Below are 24,311 nucleotides of genomic sequence, written 5' to 3' on the forward strand. Positions count from 1 at the left end.
GCGAGGAGACCTCATGAACACCGACTCGGCCGCCACCGCCCCGCCGGACCCCCGGCGCTGGTGGGTGCTCGGAGTCATCTCACTGGCGCAGTTCGTCATCGCCATCGACTCGTCCGTGGTCAACGTGATGGGCCCGAGGCTGAAGGAAGCCATCGGCCTGTCCACGACCGGCCTGCAGTGGGTCATGAACATCTACGTCCTGCTGTTCGGCGGGCTGCTGCTGCTCGGCGGCCGCCTCGCCGACGTCGTCGGACGCCGGATCGTCTTCATGGCCGGCCTGGCCCTGTTCACCCTCGCCTCCCTGGGCGCGGGCCTCGCCGACTCCGAGAGCGCCCTGCTCACCGCCCGCGCCCTCCAGGGCATCGGCGCCGCCGCGCTCTCCCCGGCCTCCCTGTCCATCCTCGTCACCGTCTTCCCCGACCCGAAGGAACGCGCCAAGGCGTTCGGCGTGTGGGGCGCGGTCATCGGCATCGGCGCGAGCATCGGCACGATCCTCGGCGGCGCGATCGTCAACGCCGACTGGCGGTGGGCGTTCTGGATCAACGTGCCCGTCGGCCTGCTCATCGGCGCGGGCGCCCTCTCCCTGATCAAGCTGCCCCGGCCCTCCGGCAGCCGCCCGCCCAAGGACCTCGCCGGCGCCGCCACCGCCACCGGCGGCCTGCTCCTGCTCGTCTACGGCATCGTGACCAGCAGCGATCACGGCTGGGGCGACTGGCGCACCTACGGCTCCCTCGTCGTCGCCGTCGCCCTGCTCGTCGCCTTCGTCCTCGTCGAGCAGCGCAGCGCGGCGCCGCTCGTGCCGCTGCGCCTGTTCCGCTCGCGGTCCGTGGTCGCGGGCAGCCTCGGCGAGTTCCTCACCGCCGCGATGATGATGCCGATCTTCTTCCTGCTCCCGCTGTGGATGCAGGGCGTCCTCGGCTACAGCCCCCTCCAGACCGGTCTCGCCTACCTCCCCGTCAGCATCGCCCTGATGACCCTGGCGCCGGTCGCCTCCCAGGTCATCGGCAAGACCGGCCCCCGCTCGATGTACCTCCTCGGTACGGTCTCGCTCGCGGGCTGCGTCTTCATGCTGACGCGGATGCCCGTGCACAGCGGCTACTGGAGCTTCCTGCTCCCCGTCACCGCCCTGTTCGGCATCGGCCTCGTGTGCTGCCTCATCCCGACGCCGGTCGTCGGCACCTCCGAGGCGACGGACGAGGACGCCGGTACGACGTCCGCGCTGCTCAACGCCTCCACGCAGATCGGCGCCGCGTTCGGCATCGCCGTGGCCGTCACCGTCCTCAACAACCGCACGGCGTCCCAGCTCACCCACGGCGCGAGCCCGAACGTGGCGCTGGTGCACGGGCTCCAGGCGGCGTTCCTCGTCCTCTTCGCCTTCCTGGCCCTGTCCGTCCTCAACGGCCTCTTCGGCTTCCGCCGCCCCGCCCAGGCGCCCGCGGCGGAGGCCCCGGCCCCCGCGGCGGTCCCGGCTCCGGCCCCGGCCCCCGCGCCGGAACACGTCTCCTGACCCACCCCGCATCCGTTGGGCCCGGCCTCGCGCCGGGCCCTTCGGCGTGCCCGGTGTACCCGGTGTGCCCGGGTCAGGCGCGGGCGAAGGTCAGGGACTCGTCGGTCGCGCCGTGCCGCCACAGGTCCTGGCACGCCTCGGCCATCGCGTCGAGGCCCTCCACGACCTGCCCCCACACGATCCCCGGGACCCACCCCACGTCTCCGTTCATCAGCAGGTTGTTGCGCTCGTAGAACAGCGCGAGGTCCACCACGCTCGCCCCGGCCCGCATCCCGCTCCCGCCGGCCGTGCCGTAGCCGTACGCCTGGGACCCCAACTGCGTCCCGTTGAAGGAGAAGTAGCACAGATCGCCCGGGATGGGCGTGACGGTCGGATTCTCCAGCGGCGGCTCCTGCGCCGCGAACGCCGGGAAGAGGGCGTAGATCTCGTTACGGGCGTATTTGGCGTGGTAGACGTCGGAGCCGAGCGGCAGCGCGTCCCACACCGCCGCACAGGTCAGCGGCGCACGGTCGTCGAGCAGTTTCGCCGTACAGGAAACTCCCCTTTTGGCCAGGGAGACTTCGATGTACCGGTCCTGGTTCGCAGCCATACGTCCCATGGTCGACCTCATCCACCCCTCGCGGTCAAGACCGCATCTCCCGTGTCGTCGGCGGGAATTGACCGGCATAGGTCGTGTCGAGCCGGGTAGCCGCGCGCCCATGGCTCCACCAACTGAGATACCGACGAACGAGACAGGAAGACCACGCCTGCTGCGCAGACGTTCGCTGCTCGCCGGAGCGGGGGCGCTCGGGGCGCTCGGCGCCCTTGGCACAGCGGGCTGCAGCCGGGTTCCGAACGGGGACACGCTCGCCCGGCTCAAGGGTCAGGGGACGGTCCGGCTCGGCATCGCGGGCGAGGTCCCGTACGGGTACATCGACGACTCGGGGAAGTTCACCGGCGAGGCGGTGGAGCTGGCCAAGGTCATCTTCAAACGGCTCGGTGTCGGCCATGTTCAGCCCGTCGCCACCGACTTCGCCTCCCTGATCCCCGGCCTCAACACCCAGCAGTTCGACGTGGTGTCGGCCGGGATGTACATCAACAAGGACCGCTGCCAGCAGGTCATCTTCGCGGACCCCGAGTACCAGATGCTCGACTCCTTCATCGTCCGCAAGGGCAACCCGAAGAACCTGCACGACTACGCCGACTGCGTGAAGGCCAAGGCCAAGCTCGGCACCGGCACGGGATACGCGGAGATCCAGTACGCCGTGGAGGCCGGCTACAAGGAGTCGGACATCGTGATCCTCCAGGACCAGGTCGCCGGGCTCAACGCCGTGGAGGCGGGCCGCATCGACGTGTTCGCCGGCACCGCCCTGACCACGCGCGAGGTCACCAAGCACAGCCGCAAGGCGGAGCACACCGAGCCGTTCGCCCCGACGGTCGGCGGCAAGAAGCACGTCGACGGCGGCGGCTTCACCTTCCGGCCCACGGACACGACGCTGCGGGACGCCTTCAACGCCGAGATCCACAAGATGAAGAAGAGCGGCGAACTCTTCCGGATCCTCGCGCCGTTCGGCTTCACCAAGGCGGAGATGACGACGCTGACCGCCAAGGAGCTGTGCGCACAATGACCTCCGGACTGTGGGAACACTGGGTACTGCCCGGCATATGGGTCACGGTCCAGCTGACCGTGTACAGCGCCGCGCTCGCCGCCGTGGTCGCCTTCGGCGCCGGCATGGCCCGCACGCACCGGCTGTGGATCGTACGGTTCCTCGCCGGCGCCTATACGGAGATCTTCCGGGGCACGTCGGCGCTGGTGCTGATGTTCTGGATCTTCTTCGTGCTGCCGCAGCTCGCGGGCTGGTCGCTGGTCCCGATGTGGGCGGCCGTCCTCGCGCTCGGCCTGTCCTACGGCGCGTACGGCGCGGAGATCGTGCGCGGCGCCCTGAACGCGGTGGCGCCCGCGCAGCGCGAGGCGGGGGTCGCGCTGAGCTTCACGCCCTGGCAGCGGATGCGGCTGATCGTGCTGCCGCAGGCCGTGCCGGAGATGATCCCGCCGTTCTCCAACCTGCTGATCGAGCTGCTCAAGGGCACCGCCCTCGTGTCGCTGCTCGGCATCGGTGACGTGTCGTTCGCCGCCAACCTGGTGCGCCTCGCCACGACCGAGAGCGCGGAGATCTACTCGCTGACGCTCGTCATCTACTTCGTCATCGCCTTCCTGCTGACCCGCGTCATGCGGGCCGTGGAGCGCAAGGCCAAGGCGGGCATCGGGCAGAAGCCCGCGCCGGGAGCGGGACTCATGGGCAAGCTGAACATCCGTCGCACACCGGAGGCCGCGCCCGTCGCGTCCCACCCCGGAGGTGGTTCCGCGTGATCACCACTGCCGCGTCCGGCTGGGACTGGTCCGCCGTCGGCGACTTCATGCCGCATTTCTGGGACGGCGTCCTCGTCACCGTCCAGGTCCTCGTCCTCGGGTCGTTGATCTCGTTCAGCGTGGGGCTCGTGTGGGCGCTCGCGTTCCGCGCGCCGACCCGCTTCGTGCGCTGGCCCGTCGGGGTGCTCACGGAGTTCATCCGCAACACCCCGCTCCTGGTCCAGCTGTTCTTCTTCTTTTTCGTGCTGCCGGAGTGGGGGGTGCAGGCGTCCGCGCTGACCACCGGTGTCCTCGCGCTCGGCCTGCACTACTCGACGTACACCGCGCAGGTGTACCGGGCCGGCATCGAGGCCGTGCCCGTGGGCCAGTGGGAGGCGGCCCGGGCGCTGAGCCTGCCGTACCGCAGGACGTGGACCGCGGTGATCCTGCCGCAGGCCATCCGGCGCGTCGTGCCCGCGCTCGGCAACTACGTCATCGCCATGCTGAAGGACACTCCGCTGCTCGCGGCGATCGGCGTCCTGGAGATGCTCCAGCGCTCGAAGCTGCAAGCCGCGCAGACGTTCCAGTACACCGAGGCCCTCACGGTCGTCGGTGTCGCCTTCATCCTCATCGCCTACCCGTCCTCCCTTCTCCTGCGAGTCCTGGAGCGCCGCCTTGTCCGCTGACGCGAACCTCTCCAAAGAACAGCCCAACCCCAAGGTCGACGGCAGCGAGCTGATCCGCTTCGACAAGGTCGTGAAGCGGTTCGGCGGCAACACCGTCCTCGACGAACTCGACTTCTCCGTCGCCTCCGGCAAGCACGTCACCCTGATCGGTCCTTCCGGCTCGGGCAAGACGACGATCCTGCGGCTGCTGATGACCCTGATCAAGCCCGACGAGGGCACGATCAGCGTCGGCGGGGAGTACCTGACCCACGAGCGGAAGAACGGCGCGCTCGTCCCGGCCGGCGAGAAGCACATCCGCGAGGTCCGCAAGAACATCGGGATGGTCTTCCAGCAGTTCAACCTGTTCCCGAACATGAAGGTGCTGCGCAACATCATGGAGGCGCCCGTCACCGTGCTCGGGCTGCCGAAGGACGAGGCGGAGCAGCGGGCCAGGGAACTGCTCGACCTCGTCGGCCTCGCCGACCGCTGCGACGCGTACCCGACGCAGTTGTCCGGCGGGCAGCAGCAGCGCGTCGCCATCGCGCGGGCGCTGGCGATGCGCCCGCAGGTCCTCCTGCTCGACGAGGTGACCTCCGCGCTCGACCCGGAGCTGGTCGCGGGCGTCCTCGACGTGCTCCGGGACATCGCGCACACCACCGACATCACGATGCTGTGCGTCACGCACGAGATGAACTTCGCGCGGGACATCTCGGACCAGGTGCTGATGTTCGACGCGGGCCGCGTCATCGAGTCCGGCTCCCCGGAGAAGATCTTCACCGAGCCGGAGCACGAGCGGACGCGGGAGTTCCTGAGCGCCGTCCTGTGAGCGGCGGGGCGGGGCGTCCTCCGGTCCCCGGGGCGGGGCGTCCGCGTCCCGGGGAATGACGGTGACATATGCCACGGTGGCGCGTCGCTGCTGAGAGGCACGCGATGCGCCACCAATCTCCCCAACGTCCGCACGGGCGCGGGGCGTTGACGGCTATCGTGGAACACGGCCGGCTGTCCACAACCGTTCCACGCAGGGGGATGCCGTGGCGCTGAAGCACGAGCGGGACACGTCGTCGTACCAGCCTCACCGCTCGGTACGGCAGGCGCTGCGCGTCCTGGAGGCCGTGGCCGGGCGGGGCACCGGGATCACCGACGCCGAACTGGCCCGCGTCACCGGGCTCCCCGCCGACCGGCTCGCGCCCCTGCTGCGGATGCTGCGCCGCGAGGGGTACGTGCGTCAGGCAGCCGACGGGGCGTACGTCCCCGGGGAGACGTTCACCCGGCTCGGCGCCGCCGACGGGCACGAGGCCGCGCTCGCCGCGAAACTCCAGGGCACGCTGGAGGGGCTGCGGGACACCGTGGGCGCGGCCGTCTACATCAGCCGCTACATCGACGGCGAGGTCCGCGTCACCCAGTACGCGGCCGGCCCCGGGGCGCCCGCGGTGCGCGAGTGGGTCGACTTCCGCGACTCCGCGCACGCGAGCGCCGTCGGCAAGAGCCTGCTGGGGCAGTTGGACATGGACGGGCGGCGCGATCATCTGTCCCGGCACAAGATGGCCCGCCTGACGTCCCGCACCATCACCGACGAACGGGTCCTCCTCTCCCGCCTCGCCGCCCAGCCGCCGACCGTCCCCGTCCTCGACCTCCAGGAGTACGCGGTCGGCACGGTCTGCGCCGCGGTCCCCATCACGGCCGGCGCGGCCGTCGGCTGCCTCGCCCTCTCCCTCCCCGTGGCCCACGCCCACCGCCTCCACGACGCGGCCCACCACCTCAACCAACAGGCAACGCCGGTCCTGCTGTCGCTGACGATCTGAGTCCCGTACCAACGACAAAACCCCCCGCTGTTGCGAGGGGTTTTGCTGGAGGTGCGCCATCAGGGACTCGAACCCCGGACACGCGGATTAAGAGTCCGCTGCTCTAACCAACTGAGCTAATGGCGCCGGTTGACGAGGTAAATACTACCCGGCCCCAAGGGGTGCTCGTGACCACGCATGAAAACGTCATGCGGGAGCCGTGACCGGCGGCGTTCCGGGCGCGGGGGGCGGGGGCGCACACTCGGAGCGCCCGGGACCCGGATCACGCCGCGGAGGACTTCGTATGGACAGCTCTGTCGCGCTCACCCCGTTCTTCCCCGGCCCGCAGCACCTCGTGCACAAGCCGGACAGCCCCGAGTCGTACCTGCTGGGGACGGCGGCGCCCGCCCGGCAGCGGTTCGCGTTCGCCACGGAGCTGCCCGAGGCGCACCCGGTGTACGACGGGGGCCCGCTGCCCTTCCACGACCTGCTGTTCCCGATGGAGGCGCTGCGCAGGGCCGCCGTGTTCGCCGCACGCCAGTACTTCCGGGTGCCGGAGAAGCGGATCACGGCCGTCGCCACCGCCGGCACCGAGATCACCGACGTGGACGGCTGGCGGCACACCGGCGGGCCCGCCCGGATCTCGCTGGATCTGGCGCTGACCCCGGCGGACGTCGTCACCGGCGTCCCCAGGGGCCTGAGCTGCGAGGCGGACGTCGCCATCGACGGGCGGCACTGCGGTACGGCGGGCGCCCGCCTGGTGTTCCTGAGCCCCGGCGTGCACCGCGCCCACCGCGTCGCCGGGCGGCTGGAGAGCGAGCGCGCGCCGCTCGCCCGCCCCGCCGGGACCGTCGGCGCCCCGGAGCCGGAGCGGGTGGGGCAGCGTGCGGCGCGGCACGTGTTCGTGGGGCTGCCCGCGCAGGGCGAGGACGGCACGCTGGTGCTGCCCGTGGACACGGCCGCCGCGGCCGCCGTACTCGCCGACGGCTCCGACGAGGTGCCGGCCGCCCTGTATCTGGAGGCGTCCCGGCAGGCCGCGCTGCTCGCCGCCGCGGAGCTGCACGGTTTCCTGCCCGCGCACACGCTGCTGACCCGCTGGCGCGCCGCGTTCCGCGGCTACGCCGAACCGGAGCTGGCCCTGGACTGCACGGTGCGGGCCAAGGGCGGCACGGTCAGGGACGCGGCGGGCCGGCCCTCGGCGCGGCTGCATCTGTCGTTCCTCCAGGGCGAGCGCGAGGTCGCGCAGGTGTCCGCGACCGTGCTCCAGGACTGCTAGGCCCGGCATGCGCTTCCGTGTCCTCGGGCCGATCCGGATGTCCCCGGCCACGCCGTCCGCGGCGAAGCCGAGGGCCGTCCTCGCCACCCTGCTGATCCAGGCGAACAGCGTCGTGTCCACGCACACGCTGATCGACGAGCTGTGGGGCACCGAGCCGCCGCGCACCGCGACGACGACCCTCCAGGTGTACGTCTCCCAGCTGCGCAAGGCACTCGTGGAGGGCACCCCCGACGGCTCCCAGCCCCTGCTGACCCGCCCGCCCGGCTACCTCCTCCAGGTCGGCGCCGACGACCTGGACCTGCTGGCCTTCGAGGCGCTGCGCGAACAGGGCCGCGCCGCCCACCACCGCAAGGAGTACGGGGAGGCGTCCCGCCTGCTGGGCCGCGCCCTGGACCTGTGGACCGGGCCCGCGCTGTCGGGCATCCCGCACGGGCCGACGCTGGAGTCCTCCGCGATCAGGCTCGACGAGCTGCGCGCCGAGGTCGTCGAACAGCGCATCGCCGCCGACCTGCGCCTCGGCCGCCACCAGGAGCTGATCGGGGAGCTGCGCTCGCTCGTCCACGACCATCCGCTGCGCGAGACCGTGCACTGCCATCTGATGGTGGCGCTGTACCGCTCGGGCCGGCAGTCGGACGCCCTGGACGTGTACCACCGGGCGCGCCGCGCGCTCGTCACGGAGCTGGGCGTCGAGCCCGGCCCGGTCATGAGCCGCCTGCAAGAACGCATCCTCGCCGGCGACCCCCGACTGGCGTGGCAGGGCGACGCGCCGGACGCCCCTGAACCCCGTACGGCGGTCGCGGCCGTGGCGGCGGGGCCGGTGGTGCGGCTGCCCGCGCCCGTCAGCGACTTCACGGGGCGGACCGCGCAGCTCGCGCTCGGGCGCCGCTTCCTCGCCGGGGCCGGGCCCGCGACCGGGCGGGTGCTCGCCGTGTCGGGGCGGGCGGGGGTCGGCAAGACGGCGCTGGTGGCGCGGCTCGCGCACGAGGCGGGCGGCCACTTCCCCGACGGGCGGGTGCTGCTCCTGCTGCGCGACGCGGGCGGCCGGGCGCTGGAGCCGGCGGCGGTGCTGTCGGCGCTCGTGCGGCGGCTCGGCGAGACACCGGGCGCGGTCCGCGAGGACCCGGCGGCGGGAGCGGCCGGCGACACCGACGAACTGCTGTACGCGCGGACACGGGGCCGGCGCGTCCTGGTCGTCCTCGACGACGTGGTGTCGGAGGCGCAGGTGCGGCCCGTGCTGGCCGCCGCCCCGGACCTCACCGTGCTGCTGACCAGCCGGCAGGCGCTCGGCGCGCTGGAGGAGGCGCGGCATCTGGTCCTGGACGTGTTCAGCGAGCAGGAGTCCCTGGAGCTGCTGACGCGGTGCGGCGGCGAGGCGATGCGGGCCGCGCCCCGGGACGCGGCGCGGATAGCGGCCCTGTGCGGGAACCTGCCGCTGGCCCTGCGGGTCGCCGCCGCCGGCCTCGCCGCGCGCCCGCACTGGAGCGCCGCCGATCTCGTCGCCCGCCTCACCGACGAACGGACCCGGCTCGCCGCGCTCGCCCTCGGCGACCTAGACGTACGGGGAAGCCTGCTGGCCGCGTACCGGCAGGCGGGGGTGCAGGAGCGGCTGGCGTTCCGGCTGCTCGGGCTCGCGCCGCTGCCCGACTTCCCGCTGTGGAGCGCGGCGGCGCTGCTGGCGTGCCCGCCGCCGGAGGCGGACCGGCACGTGGAGGAGCTGGTGCGCAGCCGGCTCCTGGAGGCGCGCCCGGCGCCGGGCCGGCTGACGCAGGTGCGGTACGGGTTCCATCCGCTGCTGCGGTCGCTGTCGCTGGAGCTGCTGGGCGCCGGATCGCCGGCGGCGACGGACCGGCTGTGCCGGGCGTTCCTGGCGCTGGCCCGTTACGCCGACGAACGCCTCGCCCCCGGCCGGGACCGGCTGGCGCGGCCCGTGCGGGCCCCCGCGGGCATCGATCCGGCCGAACTCATCGGGGAGGCGGCGCTCGCTTGGTTCCAGGAGGAGTCGGCGGGGCTGCTGGAGGCGGTGCGGCAGGCGCACGCGGGCGGCCTGTGGCCGCTGTGCTTCGGCCTCGCGTCGGCGAGCGCCGGGTACTACGAGGCGGCGGCCGTCTGGGACGACTGGGAGCTGAGCCACGGGCTCGGGCTCGACGCGGCCCGGCAGGCGGGCGACCCCCAGGCGGAGGCGGTGCTGCTGCGCTCGCTGGCCGACCTGGACTGGCAGCGGCACCTGTCGACGGCGGCCCTCGACCGCTACCGGCTGGCCTGGCACCTGTTCACGCAGTGCGGCGACCGGATCTCGGCGGCGCGCTGCCTGTCGGGCGAGGCGGACGTCCTGCTCGGGCAGGGCCGGGTCGCGCGGGCCGAACGCGGTTACGTACGGGCCCTGTCCGGCGCCCGGACGGCCGGGGACGCGCGGGGCGCGGCCCACGCGCTGCGCGGACTCGCGCTGGTCGCGCTGCGCGAGGGCCGGGCACCGGAGGCGCTGGCACGGCTCGCGGAGTGCGCCCGCTGGGCGGACCGCACCGGGGACCGCCGCTGGCAGGAGTACGCGCTGCGCACGACGCGGGCGGTGAGCGCGGGCGCAGGCGGCGGGGGCGGTACGGGGGTGCCGCTCGAAGTGCGCCCGGGCATGTGGCTGCTGTCGGCGGCGCCGACCGGCTGAGCCTGCCAGCCTGCCAGTGCGCACAAGTCCCGTGTGTACTGCGGGCGTTGGCGTGGGTACCGCGCGGGCGGGCCCGTCGGGCCGGGGGGATGGTCGGCGGCCGACGGGCCCGCTCTCACGGGGGGCGCCGACGTCCTGCGGCGCTGAACCCACCCTGACACCGCCTCCTAAAGCCCGCCTTGACGCGCTCCGGACCGCCAACTCCCGTACGTACGAACAGATTTGGCCACACTTTAGGCGTCAACCGCATGCTGACCACGTCGGCCGGGATCCGTCCCGGGGCCCTGCCGGCGCCCTCCCGGACGGTGGGGCGCCCCGCCCGCGCGCACCACACGGCGCGGGCCGGGCACCCGCCGTCCGTTCGGCCGCCGCACCGGCCCCGGGACGGATCCCGCCGGCGCACCCACGCTGGAATGACCCCGAGGCGGAGCGAGATGACCCGATACCTGTCCCGGAGCGGCATCGACGAGAGCACGCACGAGGACGTACGGCTGTTCTGCTTCCCGTACGCGGGCGGCGGCGCGTCGGCGTACGGGCGCTGGCAGCGGACCCTGGACGCGCACGGCGCGGGGGTGCGGGTGCTGCCCATCCAGTTGCCCGGCCGCGAAGGGCGCATCGACGAACCCCGGTTCACCGACCTGCGGGCGCTCATCGACGACATGGACGCCGAACTGGACGCCGAACTGGAGCGCCCGCACCTCTTCTACGGGCACAGCATGGGCGCCCTCATCGCCTACTCCCTCGCCGCCCGCCGCCAGCGGCGCGGGGCGCCGCTGCCGCTCGCCGTCGTGCTCAGCGCCTACCGCGCCCCGCATCTGCCGGCGCCGCAGATCGCCCGGCCCGAGGCCAGCGACGAGGAGCTGATCGACTCCCTCGCCGCGCTCGGCGGCATCCCCCAAGTCCTCCTGAAACACCCGGACTTCCTCTCCGCGCTGCTTCCCGTGGCCCGCGACGACCTGCTGCTGTGCACGGGGCAGGGTGCTTCGGCCTCCGCCGAGCCGTTGCGGGTGCCGCTGCACTTGTTCGCGGGGCGGCGGGACCGGTTGGTGTCGGTGCCGGAGGTCGTCTCGTGGCGGCGGCACGCGGGGCGGGGGTGTGAGGTCCGTACGATGCCGGGCGGGCACTTCTTCGTGCGGGCGCACGAGGACACGTTCTTGCGTGAACTGGCCGCGCTGGCCCGCCAGTACGCCGCCCGCGTCCCGATCGCCGCCTGACCCAGTTCTCCGGCAGAGGCCCCCTGAAGTGACCGCTTTGCGCAGTTCCCCGCGCCCCTAGGGAGTTCTCCGGCGGAGGCCGCTTGCAGTGACCGTCTTGCGCAGTTCCCCGCGCCCCTAGGTGGGTGGGTGGCTCCGGCCGGCGGGCTTCCTCGACTTTCGTCGTGGTTGCTCGCGCAGTTCCCCGCGCCCCTGTCGGGGCGACTGCGTCGCCACCTCCATCGGGGGCGAAGCCCCGCTTCCCCCAGGGGAAGCTGCACGAAGTGCATGCTTCAGGGGCGCGGGGAACTGCGCGACCAGCCACCCACCGGCCGGTGGTCGAGATACGACCCGGTGGCGCACCCCCAGGTGTAACGCCCCTGAGCCGGCCAACTCCCCAGGGGCGCGGGGAACTGCGCAATACGGTCACTTCAGGGGGCCTGAAACCGGGAAACCAGGGTGCCGGAGGCGCAGGGGGCTTCAGGACGCGCCGCCCCCCACCGCTCCCGCCACCCGAAGGACCGCCGCATCCGCATGCCGCGCCCCCACCACCTGCAACCCCACCGGCAACCCATCCGCCCCCCGCCCCACCGGCACGGTCGCCGCAGGCTGCTGCGTGAGGTTGAACGGATACGTGAACGGCGTCCACCCGGTCCACCGCCGAAGCCCCGACCCCGCCGGCACCTCCACCCCCGCCCCGAACGCGGTGATCGGCAGCGTAGGCGTGACCAGCACGTCGTACGTGGAGTGGAAGACCCCCATCCGCCGCCCCAGCTCCATCCGCACATCGACCGCCGCCAGATAGTCCAGCGCGCTGTACCGGGCGCCCCGCTCACAGATCTCCCGCAGCCCGGGATCCAGCAACTCCCGCTGAGAAGCAGGCAGTTGCTGAACGACCCGCGCCGCCCCGCTGAACCACAGCGTGTGGAACGCCTCCACGGGATCGGTGAAGTCGGGGTCCACCTCCTCCACGTACGCCCCCAGCTCGGCGAGCCGCGTCACCCCGGCCCGTACCGCCGCCGCCACGTCCCCCCGCACCGCGACCTGCCCGCCGAACGACGGCGAGTACGCGACGCGCAGCCCCCGCACCCCGTCGTGCAGCCCGTCCCGGAAGCTGCCCGGCGCCGGCGCGAGCCCGGACCAGTCGCGCGGGTCGGCGCCGCTGATGACGTCCAGCATCAGCGCCGCGTCCGCCGCGTCCCGCGCCATCGGCCCGACATGCGCGAGCGTGCCGAACGCCGACGCCGGATACAGCGGCACCCGCCCGTACGTGGGCTTCAGCCCGAAGATCCCGCAGAACGCCGCCGGGATCCGCACCGACCCGCCCCCGTCCGTACCCAGCGACAGCGGCCCCGCCCCCGCCGCGACGGCCGCCGCGCTGCCCCCGCTGGATCCGCCGGCGGTGCGGGACGTGTCGTACGGATTGCGCGTGACGCCCGACAGCGGCGAGTCCGTGACGCCCTTCCAGCCGAACTCGGGCGTCGTCGTCTTGCCCACGAACACCGCGCCGTGCTCCCGCAGCCGCGCCACCGACGGCGCGTCCTCGTCCCAGCGCCCCTGCTCCCGCGTCGTACGCGACCCCTTGAACGTGGGCGCCCCGCGCTGCAACAGGATGTCCTTCACCGTCACCGGCACCCCGTCGAGCAGCCCCTGCGGCTCGCCGCGCCGCCACCGCTCCTCGCTCGCGCGGGCCGCCTCCAGCGCGCCGTCGCCGTCGACGCGCACGAACGCGTTCAGCTCGGGCTGGACGGCCTCGATCCGGGCGAGGACCGCCCGCGTCGCCTCCAGCGGGCTGAACTCGCCCTTGCGGTACCCGTCGAGAAGTTCCCGCGCGGTCAGTCCCGTGAGCTCGGTCGTCATCCGCCCTCCAGCGCGAAGCGTCGGTCACAGTGGCTCAGCGATCGGTGAGATCAGTGAGGCCCACCCGTCGGATCAGTGCCCTCAGTGCCCTCAGTGCCCTCAGTGCGATCCGTTCCCCGGGACATACCCACGTTCCTTGTCGACTACATTCACCAGCGGGCGCCCGGACTCCCACAGGTCGTACAACGCGAGGAACTGCTTTCCGAGTTCGTCGCGCCAGCCCACCGTGTCGCCGCTCATGTGCGGGGAGACGATCATGCCCGGCGCCGTCCACAGCGGATGGTCCGGCGCCAGCGGCTCGGCTGCGAACACATCGAGGGCCGCGCCCGCGATCCGCCCATCCTCCAGCGCCGCCAGCAGGTCCGCCTCCACGACGAGCGGGCCGCGCCCCACGTTCACGAACCGCGCCGAGGGCCGCATCAGCGCGAACCGCCGCTTGTCGAACATGCCGCGCGTCTGCTCGGTCAGCGGCGCCGCGCACACCACCCAGTCCGCCTCCGCGAGCAGGGTGTCCAGCTCCTCGGGCCCGCGCACCCCGGCCGCCGCCCGCCGCCCGACCAGCACCGTGCTGATGCCGAGCGCTTCGAGCAGGCCCGCGACGGCCCGCCCGATGGGCCCCGAGCCGACGACGCACGCGCGCGTCCCGGCGATCCGCCGCGTCTCCCGGTGCCGCCACTCGCGGTGCCCCTGGAGCGCGAGCGTGCGCGGCAGATCCTTGCCCATGGCGAGGACGAGCGCGGCCACGTACTCGGCGATGGGCCCGTCGAAGACGCCCCGCGCGTTCGTCAACACCGCGTCGGAGCCGATGAGTTCGGGGAACATCAGACGGTCCACGCCCGCGCTCGCCGTATGCACCCAGCGCGGCCGCGCACCCGGCCCGGCCGCAGGCCACGCCTCCCGTACGGCGTCGGAGAGGAAGTCCCACACCAGCAGCACGTCGGCGCGCGGCAGCAGCGCGGCCAGATCCGCCGCCCCCGACGCGTGCAGCACCTCGGCCCGTCCGGCGAGCGGTTCGAGCCGGGGCGGGGGCGCCGGGGGAGCGGCGTCGAGGACGAGCACGGTGGGCTTCCGGCCCTCGGGCACATGATCGTTACGCAACGAAACTCCGCTTTCTTGGGGGTTTCTTGGGACGAACGGCTTTCCCGGGGACCGTGTGCGTCCCGTCTGACTTGGGCGGATTGACCACGCTGGCACCTGAACCTACCTTCGTCAACAAGGGGGTGTACCGCGCGCGGAAGCCCTCCGTCCTCGCTGTCCCGACGTCCCGGCGGTTCGCCGGTCTCAGCACCACCCGGGCACATCCCGGCAACCCAACACATCCGCTGAAACGTGGGGCCTGCTCATGGACGTCTCTTTTCTGGGGGGACCGCAGCCGCAGCGCGGAGTCGGCGTCGTCGCACCCTTCGACTTCGCCCTCGACCGTGAACTGTGGCGCTGGGTGCCCGACGAGGTCTCCCTGCACCTGACCCGTACGCCGTTCGTGCCCGTCGAGGTCAGCCTCGACCTCGCGCGCCTCGTCAGCGAGCACGAGACGCTCGGCGAGGCGGTCCGCGCGCTCGGCGCCGCCGAACCCGAAGTCCTCGCCTACGCCTGCACCTCCGGCAGTTTCGTCGGCGGCATCGCCGGTGAGCGCGCGATGTGCGAGGCGATGCGCCGGGCCGGCGAGCTGCCCGCGCTCACCACGTCCGGCGCCCTGCTCGAAGCCCTCGCGGAACTCGGCGCGCGCCGCATCGCCCTCGTCACCCCCTACACCCGCTCGGTCACCGAGTCGCTTGAGGAGTACCTCGCCGAGGCCGGCACGACGGTCGTGGGCCGCGCCTACCTGGGCCTGACCCGGCACATCTGGAAGGTGCCGTACCGGGACGTGGCCGACATGGCGCGGGCGGCGGCGGCCGACGGTGCCGACGCGCTGTTCATCAGCTGTACGAACCTGCCGACGTACGACGTCATCCCCCAACTGGAGGCGGAACTGCGAATACCGGTGATCTCGGCCAATCAGGTCACGATGTGGGCAGCCCTCGCCCGAGTGGGTACCCGGGCCGTGGGGCCGTACCAGGCGCTCCTGGACCCGCAGGCGCGCCGCCAGTGGCCCCTGCCGGACCAGGGCCAAGCGCTTCCGGGGTTCCCGGAGGGACGACTTCCGGAACTTCCGGAGGGACAGGAAGGGTGGGCATAGGCATGACCGCGCTCGGATTTCTCTACCCCGGCCACTCCGCCGAGGACGACTACCCGCGCATCGAGATGCTGATCGACAGCGACGTACGGCTGACGGTCGTGCACACCGACATCGGCGAGGACGCGCACCGCGTCGACGCGCTGCTGCGGATGGGCGCGGCGGAGCGGCTGGCCGCCGGGGTCGAGGAGGTGCGGCTGTCCGGCGCGGAGGCGGTCGTGTGGGCGTGCACCTCAGGGAGCTTCGTCTTCGGCTGGGACGGCGCGCACGAACAGGTCCGCTCCCTCGCCGTGGCGGCCGGGCTTCCCGCGTCCAGTACGTCCTTCGCGTTCGCGCACGCCGCCGCGGAACTCGGGGTGCGGCGCGTCGCCGTCGCCGCGACCTATCCCGAGGACGTCGCCGGGCACTTCGCCGCGTTTCTGAAGGCGGCGGGGGTGGAGGTGCTGTCCGTGCGGGGGAGCGGGATCATCACCGCGGCGGAAGTCGGTACGTGGGGGTGGGACGAGGTGCTGGCGATGGCCCGGGCAGGGGATCATCCGGAGGCGGAGGCGGTGTTGTTGCCGGATACGGCGTTGCATACGGCGGCGTTCGTGCGGGACCTGGAGAAGGAGCTCGGCAAGCCCGTTCTCACGGCGAATCAGGTCACCGTCTGGGAGGCGCTTCGCCTCGCCGGCCGCCGAGTGAACGCCCCCGCCCTAGGCACCCTCTTCACCAAAACCCCGGTGATCCAGTCCCCCTGACAGGCCCTGCCCCCTGAGGCGGATGACCATCTTCCGGCCGGTGGGTGGCTGGCCGCGCAGTTCCCCGCGCCCCTGTCGGGGCGACTGCGTCGCCACCTCCCCCAGGGGAAGCTGCACGAAGTGCATGCTTCAGGGGCGCGGGGAACTGCGCGGCCAGCCACGACGCGAGTCGAGGTGACCCACCGGCCGGAGCCACCCGCGTTCAGGGCAGCGGGCCGAGCCCCGGATCACCCGGGGAATAAAACGGAGGTGGACTCCGCTAAAGCCAGGGCACCCGTACAGGCACACGCCAGTTGGAGGACCCGTGCCGCCCACCCCCCGTACCCCCCTCTCCGTCCTGGACCTGGTCACCGTAGGTGCCGGCCGCACCGCCACCCAGGCCCTGCGCACAGCCGCGGACCTCGTCCGGCTGGCGGAGCGCCGCGGCTACCACCGCTACTGGGTCGCGGAGCACCACTCGATGCCGGGCGTCGCCTCCTCGTCCCCGGCGGTGATCCTCGCCCACCTCGCCGCCCACACCACCCGCATCCGCCTCGGCTCCGGCGGAGTCATGCTCCCCAACCACGCCCCCCTGGCCATCGCGGAGCAGTTCGGCACGCTGGAGGCGATGGCCCCCGGCCGTATCGACCTGGGCCTCGGCCGCGCCCCCGGCACCGACGGCGCCACCGCCGCCGCCCTGCGCCGCAGCGACCGCCTGAACGAGGGCGCCGACGACTTCCCGCAGCAGCTCGCGGAGCTGATCAGGTTCCTGGACGACGACTTCCCCGACGGCCACCCCTACTCCCGTATCCACGCGGTCCCGGGCCCGGTCCAGGCGACCTCGCCCGGCGGCGTCCAGGACCCGCACCGCCCGCCGGTCTGGCTGCTCGGCTCGTCCGGGTTCAGCGCCCGCCTCGCCGGAGCGCTCGGCCTGCCCTTCGCGTTCGCCCACCACTTCTCCGCGCAGAACACGATCCCGGCGCTCGACCTGTACCGCGAGTCGTTCCAGCCCTCGCAGGTCCTCGCCGAGCCGTACGCGATGATCGGCGTCTCCGCGCTCGCCACCGACGACGACGGCACCGAGGCCCGCCGCCAGGTGATGGCCGCCGCGCTCAACATGGTCCGCCTGCGCACCGGCCGCCCCGGGCTCGTCCCCACCCCGGAGGAGGCGGAGGCCCACGTGTTCAGCGAGATGGAGCGGGACTTCGTGCGCTCCTGGAACGCGAACGTCATCCACGGCACCCCCGACGAGGTCCGCTCCGGCCTCGACGACCTCGCCAAGCGCACCGGCGCCGACGAGCTGATGCTGACGGCGAACGCGCACAGCGGGGAGATCCGCGTGCGCTCGTACGACCTGATCGCCGACGCCTACGGCATGCCCACCGCCTGAGACGCCCGGCCGGGCCGCGCGGGGCTTTCGACCGTCCCCTACGCGGCCCGGCCGCGCTCCAGCAGCGCCGAGATCCGCTCGGGGGTGACCGCCCGCGAGTACAGCCAGCCCTGACCGACGTCGCAGCCGATGCGGCGCAGCCGGTCCGCCTGCCCGGCCGTCTCCACGCACTCCGCGGTCACGCTCAGCCCGAGCCGGTGCGCGAGCTGCACCATCGCCTCGACGATCACCGCGTCCGCCGGGTCCGCGAGCGTGCCGTCACGGTCCTGGAAGCCGCGTACGAACGAGCCGTCGAGCTTCAGCACCGACACCGGGAGCCGGCTCAGGTACGCGAGGTTCGAGTACCCCGTGCCGAAGTCGTCGATGGCGATGCTCACGCCCATGTCGCTGAGCGCCTGCAACGCCTGCAACGGCCGCCCCGCCGACCCCATGACGGCCGACTCGGTCAGCTCCAGTTGCAGCAGCTCAGGCGCGAGTCCGGTCTCGCGCAGGATGCGGGCGACGTCCGCGACGAGGTCGGAGTCCCAGACCTGACGCACCGCCACGTTCACACTGACGGTGAGCGGCTCGGCGTCCGGGTGCGCGAGCTGCCAGGCCCGCGCCTGCCGGCACGCCTCGCGCAGCACCCACCGCCCGAGCTGCACGATCGAGCCGTCCTCCTCGGCCAGCGGGACGAACCGATTCGGCGTGAGCAGCCCGAACTGCGGGTGCCGCCAGCGCACCAGCGCCTCCACGCCGATCGTCCCGCCGTCCGTCATCCGCACCAGCGGCTGGTACTCCAGGACGAACTCGCCGCGCTCCACGGCCTGCCGCAGCCCCGACGCGAGGGCCTGCCGGGTCATCCGGTGCGCGTTGCGCTCGGGGTCGAACAGGGTCCAGCGGGCCTTCCCGTCGGCCTTCGCCCAGTACAGCGTCGTGTCGGCGGCCTGCATGAGCCCCGTGGACGAGGTGCCGGTGACATGCCGCTCGACCACCCCGACCGACGCCGACACCGCGAGCCGCTGCCCCGCCAGGTCGAACGGCTCCTGCAACGCCCCGAGCACCGCCTCCGCGAGGTCGGTGAGCTGCCGCGTACCCGTGGAGTCCTCCACGAGCAGCGCGAACTCGTCGCCCCCGAGCCGGGCCACCAGCGGCGCGCCCGAGGTGCGCCGGGCGCGCTCGGCGACCCGCGTCAGCCGCTCGCCGACCGCCGTCAGGAGGCGGTCGCCGACGTGGTGGCCGAGCGTGTCGTTGACGGCCTTGAACCCGTCGAGGTCCAGGTAGCACAGGCCGACCCGCCCGGTCGTGCCCGTCCCCTCGTACGCCCCCGCCTCCAGGGCGCCCGTCAGCCGCTCGAAGAACAGCGCGCGGTTGGCGAGCCGGGTCACCGGGTCGTGCATCCGGTGGTGGCGAAGGCGTGCCTTCAGTTCGCGGTGGGCGCTGACGTCGGTGAGCGAGGCCAGCAGCAGTTCGCTCCCGGGCACCGGCGCGACCTCCACTCGTACCCACACCGCGCGGCCCGCCGCGTGCCCCAGCCGCCGCGTCCGGCTCAGCCGTGCCTCGCGCCCGCGCAGCACCTCCTGGTACGTGTGCCAGGTGCGCGGGTCCGACGCGAGGTCGAGCACGTCGGCGGCGACGCGGCCGGTGAGCGGCCGGCCGCCCGCCTCGCCTGTCTCGCCCGCGTCGCCGAGCAGGAGGGAGCGGGCCGCGTCGTTGGCGGCGGCGATCTGGCCGCGGCGGTCCACCAGCAGCAGGGCCAGCGGCGCCGCGCACAGCGCGGGCCAGGCCGCCGCCCGTACCGCCGGGTCCGTGGCCGGACGCCGGTCGCCACGCTCCGTGAGGGCGTCGCGGCGCGGACCGGGCGGGGGCGCCTGTGCCGCGGTCGTGGGGCCTTCAGGCTGTGCGCTCACCGCTCGCTCCCGCAGTGCGTCGAATGGTTGCGTGGTCTGGGGCAGCCGGGTCCCGGCAGAAAGTGTGCCGATCATAGAGGCAGGTCGGACGGCCCTTCCAGCCTTGTCCACGGGCCGCGCGCCGCTCCTCGGCGCGCCCGGCGACCCGTCGGACCGTTTATGCCCACTTCCGTACGGGCTTCTTTCCGGCGTCGTCCAATTGTGACGTTCGGTGACCGTACGAGGGTCCACGAGGGATGACGCCCTCACTCGTCCGGGCCAGATAAACAGGGCGTAACGGGAGCAAAGCCAACAGTCTGGGTGGGGTGTCCCGCTTTCCCCTCCCGGAGGTCGACTTGCCGCGTCCGCAGCCACTCGGGGGAGTGGACAGGGCCCGCCTGCGCGCGACCACGGCGGCGCTGACCGCTCTCGTCGCCCTCGCCGCCACCGGCCTGGTCGCGGGACCCGCCGTCGCCGCCTCCGCCGCGGGCCCCTGCGCGCTGGAACGCACCGCCGACCACCACTCCGAGGGCGTCGACACCTGGAACCCCGCCTACCCGCGCCCGCGCGGCCGGCTCGACGCCCTCCTCGTCTTCCTCTCCTTCCCCGACTCCGTCCCCGAGGTGAGCCCCGACCAGCTCACCGCCGACTACTTCCCCGCCACCAGCCGCTTCTTCGAGCGGGCCTCCTACGGCACGTTCTCCCTGGTCCCGCACCCGCAGCGGCAGTGGACGCGGATGCCGCGCCCCTCCACCGCGTACGCCATAAAGCGGGACTGGGACGCGGGTCACCGCGGCGCCTATCTGCGGGACGCCCTGGCGGCCGCCGACCCGCACACCGACTTCGGCAAGTACGACGTCGTGTACTTCGTCGCCGACCCGGACGCGCCCGGTGTCGACTCCGACGCCACGAAGGTCGTCAACCTCGACCGGCCGCTGCGCGCCGACGGCACCGAGCTGCGGCGCGTCGTCACCGTCTTCGAACACCATCCGCCCGACCGCAACGTCCTCGCCCACGAGACCGGCCACGTCTTCGACCTGCCCGACCTCTACCACCGGCCCGCCGACGGCAAGGGGGACTGGGACACGTACGTGGGGGACTGGGACGTCATGGGCAGCCAGTTCGGGCTCGCGCCGGACTTCTTCGGCTGGCACAAGTGGAAGCTCGGCTGGCTCGATCCCCGGCAGGTGGCGTGCGTGACGCGGACCGGCGAGACCCGGCTGACGCTGGAGCCGCTCAGCGCCGGCCCCCGGACGGGCGGGCCGTTCGGCGCGGGGCGCGGGACGAAGCTGGCGGTCGTGCGGACGGGGGCGGCGGGTGCGGTCGCCCTTGAGGTGCGGGGCGGGGGCGGGAACGATGTCGCCGGGTGCCGGCGGGGGGTGCTCGTGTACCGGGTGCGCAGTGATTCCCCGTCCGGGGGTGGGCCCGTTCAGGTGCTGGACGCGCATCCCCGGACCGGGGCGTGTGCGGGGGGTTCGGTGTATCCGGCGCTGGCGGACGCGCCGGTCGGGCCCGGCGAGAGCTTCTCCGTCCCGGGTACGCGCATCAAGGTCACGGTCCCCGGAACGACCCCCTCCGGCAACTGGACAGTCACGGTGACAGTGGGCGCGCCCTGAGGCCCTGATCCCGGGTGCGGGTTGCGCCGTGGCTGAGCGCGCAGTTCCCCGCGCCCCTGACGGGGCTGACCTCAGCGCCGGTAATTCAAGCCCCTCCGGCGATTGAGGAGCGGGGTCCGGGGCGGAGCCCCAGGCGTCGTCGCCGGGTGCGGGTTCGTCGTGGCTGGCCGCGCAGTTCCCCGCGCCCCTTACGGGGCTTCAGTGCCGTCCACCTCAAGCCCCTCCGGCGATTGAGGAGCGGGGTCTGGGGCGGAGCCCCAGGGCTTGTCGCCGGGTGCGGGTTTCGTCGTGGCTGAGCGCGCAGTTCCCCGCGCCCCTTACGGGGCTGGAATGGGCGTAGGCATAGCAAAAAGCCCCCCGTTGTGCACGGAGGGCCTTGCTGTCTGTGCGCCGCCAGGGACTCGAACCCCGGACCCGCTGATTAAGAGTCAGCTGCTCTAACCAACTGAGCTAGCGGCGCCTGCTGACGTCGTAGACATTAGCACCCTGATCCCCACCAGGAAAAATCGATACCCGCACAGCCGCCTGCGCCCCCGCCCGAACCGCCCGCACACAAGCCCAGAGCATGACCTCGGGCCCCGGCAGCCACGGCCGCCGCGTATCGGGCGCGACCACCCACCGCGAGTCGAGGTGCGGGTCGAGCACGGGCGCCGCCCCCGCGACCGGCGCCGGCACGGTCACCGCGTCCCCCCGCCCATGACACAGCAGCGGCGGCACGGCCGGCCCCCACTCCTCCCACTCCAGCAGCGACGGCAGCCGCTGAGCCGTACCTGGCGCGCAGAAGAGGAGCATGCGTCCCCGGTACGCCGCGACCGGCCCGGACCCGGGACCCTCGTCCCAGAGTCGGTCTAACATCCGCCGCCCGAAGATCGACGGCACGTTCACCACGTCGAAGGCGGACCCGCACGGCAGCACCACGGGCGCCGTCGGCCGGGACTCCCAGTGCGCGAGCGTGGAGCGCGGATACGTTCCTGCGGAGGCGAGCCACGCGGCTCCCTCGGGCGTGACGCCCTGCACGTCGAAACGGTCCTGCAAACCACCGGTGGTGAGGGGCGAGGCGGGCATGAAGTGGGGGTGCACGGTGCTCATGCCACCTACATCTACAGGGTGTGAGGGTCCTGCTCCAAAGGGTTGCGGGAAATCGGGACAGGAGGGGGCGGGGTGGAGTATCTTGCCCCTCTGGCATATGCCAAACGATCTTTACGGGGGTGCCTCAGCGGGCCTGATCCTCGGCCCCGCGCAGCAGTTCGCGCCCGAACTCGACCATCTTCTTCGCGTAGTCCTCCGTCCACTCCGCGCGCTCGGCGATGTCCGCCGTGGTCAGCCGGTCGAACCGGCGCGGGTCGGCGAGCTGGGCCGCGGCGATCGCCTGGAACTCCACGGAGCGGTCCGCGGCGGCGCGGAACGCGTGCGTGAGTTCCGTGGAGCGGGCCAGCAGTTCGCGGGGGTCCTCGATGGACTCCAGGTCGAAGAAGTGCTCGGGGTCCGCGGTGGCCTCCGCCGGTTCGAAGATCAGGGGGGCGGGGCGCAGGCGGGGTTGTGGGGTACGGGGCCGGTCGGGCTCCGCCATGGTGTTCCTCCTCGTGCAGGGGCACGGCCCGTCACGTCGAACCGGACCACTCCCATTCTCCGCCGCCCCGCAACCCCGCCGATCCCAGCCCCGTAAGGGGCACCCGAAAGTCACCGCTGAGGTCAGCCCCGCCAGGGGCGCGGGGAACTGCGCGCTCAGCCACGATGAACCCCGCACCCGGCGACGACGCCCGGGGCTCCGCCCCAGACCCCGCTCCTCAATCGCCGGAGGGGCTTGAGGTGGACGGCACTGAAGCCCCGCAGGGTGCGCGATCAGCCCCGACGAACCCCGCGCCCGACGACGAACCCGCCCCCGGCGACGGACCCCGCCCCCCAAGACACCCGATGCCGCCGCAACCGTTCAAGCACGGAGTGATTCGCCTCCCAGCCGTCAGGGAACTTCACCGTCACCCCGAGCTGCACCGGCTCCGCCGACGGATGCGCGTCGAGCAGGTCCGCCACCCCCTCCCGGCACACCACGACACACGCATGCCGATGCCGGGAGGCAAGCACGCACAGTCGCCCCGTCTCCAAGTGGAACGCCGTCGCGTCGGGCCGCCCCGACAGGGGATGCAGCACGACGGTGACGTCGTACTCCCGCCCCTGCAACCGGTTCGCCGTGTCCACGGTCACCCCCGTGACGCCCAGCTCCGCGAGCCGCGCCCGCACGGCCGCCGCCTGATCCCGGTGCGCGGTGCCGACACACACCCGGTCGGCGGTGAGCGGCGCCCGCCCTGGCTCCCGTTCCGACGTCGTCACCCCGTCCCGCTCCAGCAGCCGCCGCACGACGAGCGCCACCGCCGCCACCGCCTCCGGATCGGTTCGCGGCGTGTGCGCGCGAGGCAGTTCCAGCAGCCCCCAGCCCGCCGCCGCGGCCTCGTCGAGCACCCGGTCCACGCCCGACCCGTCCGACGCCCCGCGGAACTCCAGCCCCCGCTCACCCTCCTCCGTACCGCTGCGGAACGGCGTGAACGGGTAGAACGCGTCCGACACCAGCCCCGCCGCCGACGCCGGCAGCCGCCACGACACCGGCAGCCGGTGCTGCGGAAGCTGCGGATTGTGCGCGAGCAGCGTCGACACGGCCGACGCCGACGGGTCGTAGGACAGGCCCGCCCACTGCTCCGCGCCCACGATCGAGAACGGGTCGAGCTGCCCCGGGTCGCCCACGAACAGCGCCCGCTCGAACAGCCCCGCCACCGCGAGCAGCGCGTCCGACCGCATCTGGTACGCCTCGTCCACGATCGCGTGCGCCCACGGCTCGACGTCCTTGACGTGCGCCCACTTCGCCGCCGTCGAGATCACCACCGGCAGCGGCGCGAGATCCCCCGCCTTCGTCGACGTCCGCACCCCGGGCAGGTCGTCGAGGGCCTTGTCGTACGCGTCCGGGTCGCTGCTGTGCAGGCGCCCCACCGGCAGCTCGGGGTTCTTCTCGTGGAGCCGCAGGACGAGGTCGTCCACCTGCGCGTTCGTCTGGGCGACGATCATCAGGGGGCGGCCCGCCGCCGCCAGTTCGAGCGCGGCGCGCACCACGAGCGTCGACTTGCCGGCGCCCGGCGGCGAGTCCACGACGACCCCGCGCGCGTCGCCGTGCAGCGTGTCGCGCAGGATCGCGTCGGTGGCGAGCGCGGCGGCCGCGCCCGGGTCGAGGGCGCCCTCGGCCTCAGCGCGGGGTTCGGTGGCGGTGGCGGTCGGCAGGGTCACGACAC

20 protein-coding genes and 2 tRNA genes are annotated in these 24,311 nt (G+C 73.2%); 13 read left to right on the forward strand and 9 right to left on the reverse strand.

The genetic code is table 11. The features are described from left to right. Positions 1 to 13 precede the first annotated feature (13 nt). Positions 14 to 1,507, forward strand: a complete 1,494-nt coding sequence (locus ACZ7LY_RS13220; RefSeq protein WP_471624650.1) for an MFS transporter — start codon at positions 14 to 16, stop codon at positions 1,505 to 1,507. A 73-nt stretch (positions 1,508 to 1,580) separates the two neighbouring features. Here the strand turns inward: ACZ7LY_RS13220 and ACZ7LY_RS13225 are convergent, their stop codons facing one another. Beyond that, on the reverse strand, positions 1,581 to 2,096 hold the full coding sequence (locus tag ACZ7LY_RS13225) for a DUF3830 family protein (protein WP_471624651.1): 516 nt from the start codon (positions 2,094 to 2,096) through the stop codon (positions 1,581 to 1,583). Between the two features lie 109 nt (positions 2,097 to 2,205). Between ACZ7LY_RS13225 and ehuB the strand changes: the two genes are divergently transcribed. From ehuB to ACZ7LY_RS13250, 5 genes are all read left to right on the forward strand, one after another. Further along, positions 2,206 to 3,114, forward strand: a complete 909-nt coding sequence (gene ehuB / locus ACZ7LY_RS13230) for an ectoine/hydroxyectoine ABC transporter substrate-binding protein EhuB (protein ID WP_471624652.1) — start codon at positions 2,206 to 2,208, stop codon at positions 3,112 to 3,114. Continuing rightward, entirely contained in the window at positions 3,111 to 3,857 is a 747-nt protein-coding gene (gene ehuC, locus ACZ7LY_RS13235) for an ectoine/hydroxyectoine ABC transporter permease subunit EhuC (RefSeq protein ID WP_471624653.1), read from the forward strand. Before ehuB ends, ehuC begins: the two co-directional genes overlap by 4 nt. A 47-nt stretch (positions 3,858 to 3,904) precedes the next feature. Further along, entirely contained in the window at positions 3,905 to 4,522 is a 618-nt protein-coding gene (gene ehuD, locus ACZ7LY_RS13240) for an ectoine/hydroxyectoine ABC transporter permease subunit EhuD (RefSeq protein WP_471624717.1), read from the forward strand. Then, entirely contained in the window at positions 4,512 to 5,327 is an 816-nt protein-coding gene (ehuA, locus tag ACZ7LY_RS13245; RefSeq protein ID WP_471624654.1) for an ectoine/hydroxyectoine ABC transporter ATP-binding protein EhuA, read from the forward strand. The genes ehuD and ehuA overlap by 11 nt, the downstream gene beginning before the upstream one ends. Before the next feature lie 205 nt (positions 5,328 to 5,532). After that, the gene (locus ACZ7LY_RS13250) at positions 5,533 to 6,303 is read left to right on the forward strand and encodes an IclR family transcriptional regulator (protein WP_471624655.1); all 771 of its coding nucleotides are present in this window, start codon (positions 5,533 to 5,535) and stop codon (positions 6,301 to 6,303) included. A gap of 52 nt (positions 6,304 to 6,355) precedes the next feature. On the opposite strand, the gene ACZ7LY_RS13255 is transcribed toward ACZ7LY_RS13250, so the two are convergent. Beyond that, positions 6,356 to 6,429, reverse strand: a tRNA-Lys gene (locus ACZ7LY_RS13255). Positions 6,430 to 6,586: 157 nt separating this feature from the next. Between ACZ7LY_RS13255 and ACZ7LY_RS13260 the strand changes: the two genes are divergently transcribed. From ACZ7LY_RS13260 to ACZ7LY_RS13270, 3 genes are all read left to right on the forward strand, one after another. Next, positions 6,587 to 7,558: an AfsA-related hotdog domain-containing protein gene (locus ACZ7LY_RS13260; protein ID WP_471624656.1), complete on the forward strand. Its 972-nt coding sequence runs from the start codon at positions 6,587 to 6,589 to the stop codon at positions 7,556 to 7,558. 7 nt (positions 7,559 to 7,565) lie between these two features. After that, entirely contained in the window at positions 7,566 to 10,217 is a 2,652-nt protein-coding gene (locus ACZ7LY_RS13265) for an AfsR/SARP family transcriptional regulator (RefSeq protein WP_471624657.1), read from the forward strand. A gap of 434 nt (positions 10,218 to 10,651) precedes the next feature. Further along, on the forward strand, positions 10,652 to 11,431 hold the full coding sequence (locus ACZ7LY_RS13270) for a thioesterase II family protein (protein ID WP_471624658.1): 780 nt from the start codon (positions 10,652 to 10,654) through the stop codon (positions 11,429 to 11,431). Between the two features lie 459 nt (positions 11,432 to 11,890). Here the strand turns inward: ACZ7LY_RS13270 and ACZ7LY_RS13275 are convergent, their stop codons facing one another. Together ACZ7LY_RS13275 and ACZ7LY_RS13280 are read right to left on the reverse strand one after the other, a co-directional pair. Then, the gene (locus ACZ7LY_RS13275; protein WP_471624659.1) at positions 11,891 to 13,270 is read right to left on the reverse strand and encodes an amidase; all 1,380 of its coding nucleotides are present in this window, start codon (positions 13,268 to 13,270) and stop codon (positions 11,891 to 11,893) included. 99 nt (positions 13,271 to 13,369) lie between these two features. After that, on the reverse strand, positions 13,370 to 14,368 hold the full coding sequence (locus tag ACZ7LY_RS13280; RefSeq protein WP_471624660.1) for a D-2-hydroxyacid dehydrogenase: 999 nt from the start codon (positions 14,366 to 14,368) through the stop codon (positions 13,370 to 13,372). A 244-nt stretch (positions 14,369 to 14,612) separates the two neighbouring features. Here ACZ7LY_RS13280 and ACZ7LY_RS13285 point away from each other — a divergent pair, with 244 nt between their 5' ends. The 3 genes from ACZ7LY_RS13285 to ACZ7LY_RS13295 all read left to right on the forward strand — a co-directional run bounded on the left by ACZ7LY_RS13285 (position 14,613) and on the right by ACZ7LY_RS13295 (position 17,552). Then, positions 14,613 to 15,446 (forward strand): maleate cis-trans isomerase family protein, encoded by an 834-nt coding sequence (locus ACZ7LY_RS13285; protein ID WP_471624661.1) that lies wholly within the window; start codon positions 14,613 to 14,615, stop codon positions 15,444 to 15,446. A gap of 2 nt (positions 15,447 to 15,448) precedes the next feature. Beyond that, complete coding sequence (locus ACZ7LY_RS13290) at positions 15,449 to 16,183, forward strand: maleate cis-trans isomerase family protein (RefSeq protein ID WP_471624662.1); 735 nt, start codon at positions 15,449 to 15,451, stop codon at positions 16,181 to 16,183. Between the two features lie 304 nt (positions 16,184 to 16,487). Further along, a complete protein-coding gene (locus ACZ7LY_RS13295; RefSeq protein ID WP_471624663.1) occupies positions 16,488 to 17,552 on the forward strand; it encodes an LLM class flavin-dependent oxidoreductase in 1,065 nt (354 codons plus the stop codon). Positions 17,553 to 17,590: 38 nt separating this feature from the next. On the opposite strand, the gene ACZ7LY_RS13300 is transcribed toward ACZ7LY_RS13295, so the two are convergent. After that, complete coding sequence (locus ACZ7LY_RS13300; protein ID WP_471624664.1) at positions 17,591 to 19,441, reverse strand: putative bifunctional diguanylate cyclase/phosphodiesterase; 1,851 nt, start codon at positions 19,439 to 19,441, stop codon at positions 17,591 to 17,593. Positions 19,442 to 19,746: 305 nt separating this feature from the next. Here ACZ7LY_RS13300 and ACZ7LY_RS13305 point away from each other — a divergent pair, with 305 nt between their 5' ends. Continuing rightward, a complete protein-coding gene (locus ACZ7LY_RS13305; RefSeq protein WP_471624665.1) occupies positions 19,747 to 21,036 on the forward strand; it encodes a M6 family metalloprotease domain-containing protein in 1,290 nt (429 codons plus the stop codon). A gap of 386 nt (positions 21,037 to 21,422) precedes the next feature. Here the strand turns inward: ACZ7LY_RS13305 and ACZ7LY_RS13310 are convergent. The 4 genes from ACZ7LY_RS13310 to ACZ7LY_RS13325 form a co-directional block, all read right to left on the reverse strand. Then, positions 21,423 to 21,496 (reverse strand) — tRNA-Lys (locus tag ACZ7LY_RS13310). After that, the gene (locus ACZ7LY_RS13315; protein WP_471624718.1) at positions 21,487 to 22,101 is read right to left on the reverse strand and encodes a bifunctional DNA primase/polymerase; all 615 of its coding nucleotides are present in this window, start codon (positions 22,099 to 22,101) and stop codon (positions 21,487 to 21,489) included. Before ACZ7LY_RS13315 ends, ACZ7LY_RS13310 begins: the two co-directional genes overlap by 10 nt. 148 nt (positions 22,102 to 22,249) lie before the next feature. Continuing rightward, the gene (locus tag ACZ7LY_RS13320; RefSeq protein ID WP_471624666.1) at positions 22,250 to 22,606 is read right to left on the reverse strand and encodes a hypothetical protein; all 357 of its coding nucleotides are present in this window, start codon (positions 22,604 to 22,606) and stop codon (positions 22,250 to 22,252) included. A gap of 272 nt (positions 22,607 to 22,878) precedes the next feature. After that, a complete protein-coding gene (locus tag ACZ7LY_RS13325) occupies positions 22,879 to 24,300 on the reverse strand; it encodes an AAA domain-containing protein (RefSeq protein WP_471624719.1) in 1,422 nt (473 codons plus the stop codon). Between the last annotated feature and the right edge of the window lie 11 nt (positions 24,301 to 24,311).

The organism is Streptomyces sp. NPDC107550 (genome assembly GCF_055639095.1).

Excerpts from the sequence above, each read along its gene's own strand:
- ACZ7LY_RS13220 (WP_471624650.1), top strand. The coding sequence starts at position 14 with ATGAACACCGACTCGGCCGCCACCGCCCCGCCGGACCCCCGGCGCTGG.
- ACZ7LY_RS13225 (WP_471624651.1), bottom strand. The coding sequence starts at position 2,096 with ATGGCTGCGAACCAGGACCGGTACATCGAAGTCTCCCTGGCCAAAAGG.
- ehuB (WP_471624652.1), top strand. The coding sequence starts at position 2,206 with ATGGCTCCACCAACTGAGATACCGACGAACGAGACAGGAAGACCACGC.
- ehuC (WP_471624653.1), top strand. The coding sequence starts at position 3,111 with ATGACCTCCGGACTGTGGGAACACTGGGTACTGCCCGGCATATGGGTC.
- ehuD (WP_471624717.1), top strand. The coding sequence starts at position 3,905 with ATGCCGCATTTCTGGGACGGCGTCCTCGTCACCGTCCAGGTCCTCGTC.
- ACZ7LY_RS13260 (WP_471624656.1), top strand. The coding sequence starts at position 6,587 with ATGGACAGCTCTGTCGCGCTCACCCCGTTCTTCCCCGGCCCGCAGCAC.
- ACZ7LY_RS13265 (WP_471624657.1), top strand. The coding sequence starts at position 7,566 with ATGCGCTTCCGTGTCCTCGGGCCGATCCGGATGTCCCCGGCCACGCCG.
- ACZ7LY_RS13270 (WP_471624658.1), top strand. The coding sequence starts at position 10,652 with ATGACCCGATACCTGTCCCGGAGCGGCATCGACGAGAGCACGCACGAG.
- ACZ7LY_RS13275 (WP_471624659.1), bottom strand. The coding sequence starts at position 13,270 with ATGACGACCGAGCTCACGGGACTGACCGCGCGGGAACTTCTCGACGGG.
- ACZ7LY_RS13285 (WP_471624661.1), top strand. The coding sequence starts at position 14,613 with ATGGACGTCTCTTTTCTGGGGGGACCGCAGCCGCAGCGCGGAGTCGGC.
- ACZ7LY_RS13290 (WP_471624662.1), top strand. The coding sequence starts at position 15,449 with ATGACCGCGCTCGGATTTCTCTACCCCGGCCACTCCGCCGAGGACGAC.
- ACZ7LY_RS13315 (WP_471624718.1), bottom strand. The coding sequence starts at position 22,101 with ATGCCCGCCTCGCCCCTCACCACCGGTGGTTTGCAGGACCGTTTCGAC.
- ACZ7LY_RS13320 (WP_471624666.1), bottom strand. The coding sequence starts at position 22,606 with ATGGCGGAGCCCGACCGGCCCCGTACCCCACAACCCCGCCTGCGCCCC.